Annotated in this window: 3 protein-coding genes; 1 reads left to right on the top strand and 2 read right to left on the bottom strand. The window is 58.6% G+C overall.

From position 1 onward, the window contains the following. Positions 1-148: 148 nt before the first annotated feature. Together NW820_RS10955 and sufR are read right to left on the bottom strand one after the other, a co-directional pair. The gene (locus tag NW820_RS10955) at positions 149-1219 is read right to left on the bottom strand and encodes a 3-deoxy-7-phosphoheptulonate synthase (protein ID WP_414332215.1); all 1071 of its coding nucleotides are present in this window, start codon (positions 1217-1219) and stop codon (positions 149-151) included. A gap of 289 nt (positions 1220-1508) precedes the next feature. Beyond that, entirely contained in the window at positions 1509-2225 is a 717-nt protein-coding gene (gene sufR / locus NW820_RS10950; protein ID WP_414349664.1) for an iron-sulfur cluster biosynthesis transcriptional regulator SufR, read from the bottom strand. Between the two features lie 179 nt (positions 2226-2404). Here sufR and sufB point away from each other — a divergent pair, with 179 nt between their 5' ends. Next, positions 2405-3841: a Fe-S cluster assembly protein SufB gene (gene sufB / locus NW820_RS10945; RefSeq protein ID WP_414357846.1), complete on the top strand. Its 1437-nt coding sequence runs from the start codon at positions 2405-2407 to the stop codon at positions 3839-3841. The last annotated feature ends 7 nt before the right edge of the window (positions 3842-3848 follow it).

Here is a 3848-nt window from a genome sequence, read left to right as displayed (position 1 = left end):
GCTCCATCACAACCTCCCAGCTCGACCTGGAGACCCCATCCCACAGGGCCTGACGAAACAACGAAACCTTGGCTCGACCCTAGGAGCAGGCTGCCCCTTGTCCCCATTTCCTTTTTGATTCTTTAACAAACTCCGGGATCCCCATCCCTCAATGGCTGAGGGCCAACGCTCTCCCCTCTACGGTCGCTGCCATCTCCCACAACAGATCTTCCGTCTCTTCCCAGCCGATGCAGCCATCGGTGATGGAAACCCCGTACTGGAGCGGCGCCCCTTCCTGCCAGGTTTGCTTGCCCGGGTAGAGGTTGCTCTCCAGCATCAGCCCCATCAGAGCCCGCTGCCCCGCCTGGTACTGCTGTAGCACTGCTCGACAGACGGATCCCTGGTTGCGGTAATTTTTGTGGGAGTTGTCATGGGAGCAGTCCACCATCACCGAGCGAGGGATCCCTTGATCCTTCATCAGCAGTGCCGCCCGCGCCACATCTTCCGGGCCGTAGTTGGTCTTGCCCCCTCCCCCCCGCAACACGATGTGCCGATCCGGGTTGCCGGTGGTTTTCACCAGAGCCGTCATGCCATCTTGGCCGATGCCCAGGAAACTGTGGGGATGGCTGGCGGAGAGAATGGCATTGAGCGCAATTTCCAGCCGCCCGTCGGTGCCGTTTTTGAAGCCCACAGGCATGGAGAGGCCGCTGGCCATTTCCCGGTGAGTTTGGCTTTCGATGGTTCTGGCGCCAATGGCCGCCCAGCTCACCAGATCTGCCGTGTACTGAGGGGTCACCGGATCCAGCATCTCGGTGGCACAGGCCAGGCCCAGCTCGTTGATCTGCAGGAGAATGGAACGGGCCAGTTGCAGGCCGGTGGCAATGTCGCAGGAGCCATCCAGGTGGGGATCGTTGATCAGGCCCTTCCAGCCCACCGTGGTGCGGGGTTTCTCAAAATACGTGCGCATAACGATCACCAGGTGCTCCCGAGTTTGGTCGGCCACCCGCTTGAGGCGATGGGCATACTCCAGAGCCGCTGCGGGATCGTGGATGGAACAGGGGCCGACGATCACCACCAAGCGATGGAGATCCCGTCCGTGGATGATGTCGCGGATGGCTTGCCGAGTGGAGAGCACCACCTGGGCTGCCGTTTCCGTAAGGGGCAGCTTGGCCTTGACAGCAGCAGGGGCAATCAAGGGAGTCACCTCTTGGATATTGCAATTGTCGGTTTGAGGGGGCATGGAACTGTCCTCAGCGTGCAAGTGGGTAGATGGGGTCGTCGAGCCATCAAAAAAGCCCTGGCGCTGGGCTCAGGGCTTCAGGACTGACTCGGGTAAACTGTAGGTCTTTGTTTACGCGCCACCCTTCTGCCCTGGTCGTTGCCAGGGAAAGCTAAAGTAGCCAAAAAAGGAAGCGCGCCAGACCATGCGGAGAACAAACTTAAAACCTGTACGAGATAACTATACCCGAAAAAACCTCGTTTGACACCTCAGGGATCCGGTTTCCTGGCGGAGAGACCAGCGGGAAGTCTTAAGTCGACCGAGCCGCCGGCTTGGCAATCCAGTAGCCGCAGGGGTGTTCTCCCTGCACCTGCCAGGTGATGCGCTCTACCCGGCAATCGGGCAAGGCGGCAGCAAACATCTCCAGCTCGTGGCCGCAGACGCTGGGAAAGGTGTGGGCAATCTGGGCAATGGCGCAATTGTGCTCGACCAACACATACTGCTCGACGTAAGGCTCGGATCCCTCTGCTGCCAGCGGCACAGTCAGGTCGGCAGGATAGGGGTAGTACTCCGCCATGTAACCCTCTGCCTGGCGCAACTGCACCAAGCGCTCCAGCCGCTCCCGTAGGGATCCGGATCCCAGTTGGGCCTGATACTCCCGGGCTTTGCGCTGCCACTGGTGGTGGAGAAGGGATCCCATCTGTTCGGATCCCAGGGTTTCGGCCAGGGTGTTGAGCAGGCCAAGGGCAAACTCGTCGTAGCTGGCGGGGAACTGCTCTTCTCCCAAGGGGCTGAGCTGATAGAGATGCTGGGGTCGCCCTAGACCATTGGGTTGAGCGACATGTTGGATCAACCCCTCTGCCTCCAGATCCTTGAGGTGGCGGCGGATGGCCTGGGGAGAAATGCGCAGGTGCTCTGCCAGCGTTTGGGCGTTGGCCTGCCCCGCCTTGCGCAGGTAGACCAAGATGGCCTGCTTACTCGAAGCGGGTTGAGCGACCTGCCCGGTGATCTTGCGCGTGCTGTCCACCCTCGCCCTCCTGGTTAGACTGGGTTAATCGGCTGCCGCTGCCAGCACAGCTCTCTGCTATTTTGACAACGGGATCATTGCTAAAGTAACCTGAGGATCAGTTAAACAACAACTCTGTTGTTTTATTTGGCCATCTGTCTTAGTCGCGTTTCTACCCTGTCACTACCCGAGAGCCATCCATGTCTACGAGCGTCCGCGCCCTGGTCAACCAGCCCTACAAGTACGGCTTTGTAACCGACATCCCCTCTGAGTCGATTGGCAAAGGCTTGAACGAAGAGGTGATTCGGCAGATCTGGGCCAAGAAAGGGGAGCCGGACTTTATGCTAGAGTTCCGGCTGCGGGCCTACCGCCAGTGGCTGAAGATGAGCGAGCCCACCTGGCCCAACGTCAGCTACCCGCCCATTGACTACCAAAACATTGTCTACTACTCGGCCCCCAAGGTGCAGCCCAAGAAAAAGAGCCTGGACGAAGTGGATCCGGTGCTGTTGGAGACCTTCGAGAAATTGGGGATCCCCTTGTCAGAGCAAAAGCGGCTGGCCAATGTGGCGGTGGATGCCATCTTCGACAGCGTTTCGGTAGCCACCACCTTCCGGGAAAAGCTGGCCAAGGAAGGCGTGATCTTCTGCTCCATGTCGGAGGCACTGCGGGAGTATCCGGAGCTGGTGCGCAAGTACTTGGGCAGTGTGGTTCCCATTGCTGATAACTACTACGCGGCGCTGAACTCGGCAGTGTTCAGTGATGGATCCTTTGTCTATGTGCCCAAAGGGGTGCGCTGTCCCATGGAGCTTTCCACCTATTTCCGCATCAACAACGGCGAATCGGGCCAGTTTGAGCGCACCCTGATCATTGCCGACGAGGGATCCTACGTCAGCTACTTGGAAGGGTGTACTGCCCCCATGTTCGACACCAACCAACTGCATGCGGCGGTGGTGGAGCTGATTGCCCTAGACAATGCCGAGATCAAGTACTCGACGGTACAGAACTGGTATGCCGGCGACGAAAACGGCAAAGGGGGCATTTACAACTTTGTAACCAAGCGCGGCCTGTGTCAGGGGGCAAACTCCAAGATCTCCTGGACGCAAGTGGAGACCGGCTCCGCCATCACCTGGAAGTACCCCAGCTGTGTGCTGGTGGGGGAAAACTCGGTGGGCGAGTTTTACTCGGTTGCCCTCACCAACCACTACCAGCAGGCCGATACCGGCACCAAGATGATTCACGTGGGCCGCAACACCCGCAGCAAAATCATTTCCAAGGGCATCTCGGCGGGGCACTCCAAAAACAGCTACCGCGGCCTGGTCAAAATCGGGCCGAAAGCAGAAGGGGCCCGCAATTTTTCCCAGTGCGATTCCATGTTGATCGGGGATCAGTGCAGCGCCAACACCTTCCCCTATATTGAGGTGCAAAACAACACCGCCAAAGTGGAGCACGAAGCTTCCACCTCCAAGATTGGAGAGGAGCAATTGTTCTATTTCCAGTCGCGCGGGATCGGCATGGAAGATGCCGTGTCCATGATCATCAGCGGCTTCTGCCGAGAAGTGTTCAACCAATTGCCGATGGAGTTTGCCGTAGAAGCCGATCGATTGCTGAGCCTGAAGTTAGAGGGATCCGTCGGCTAGGGGATTG

Source organism: Synechococcus sp. R55.7, assembly GCF_047461955.1.
Taxonomy (GTDB): domain Bacteria; phylum Cyanobacteriota; class Cyanobacteriia; order Thermostichales; family Thermostichaceae; genus Thermostichus.
The sequence above is the reverse complement of the archived record's forward strand: the minus strand, read 5'-3'. Positions and strand labels throughout refer to the sequence as shown.

Coding starts and splice junctions, on each gene's coding strand:
- NW820_RS10955 (WP_414332215.1), bottom strand. CDS start 1,219: ATGCCCCCTCAAACCGACAATTGCAATATCCAAGAGGTGACTCCCTTG.
- sufB (WP_414357846.1), top strand. CDS start 2,405: ATGTCTACGAGCGTCCGCGCCCTGGTCAACCAGCCCTACAAGTACGGC.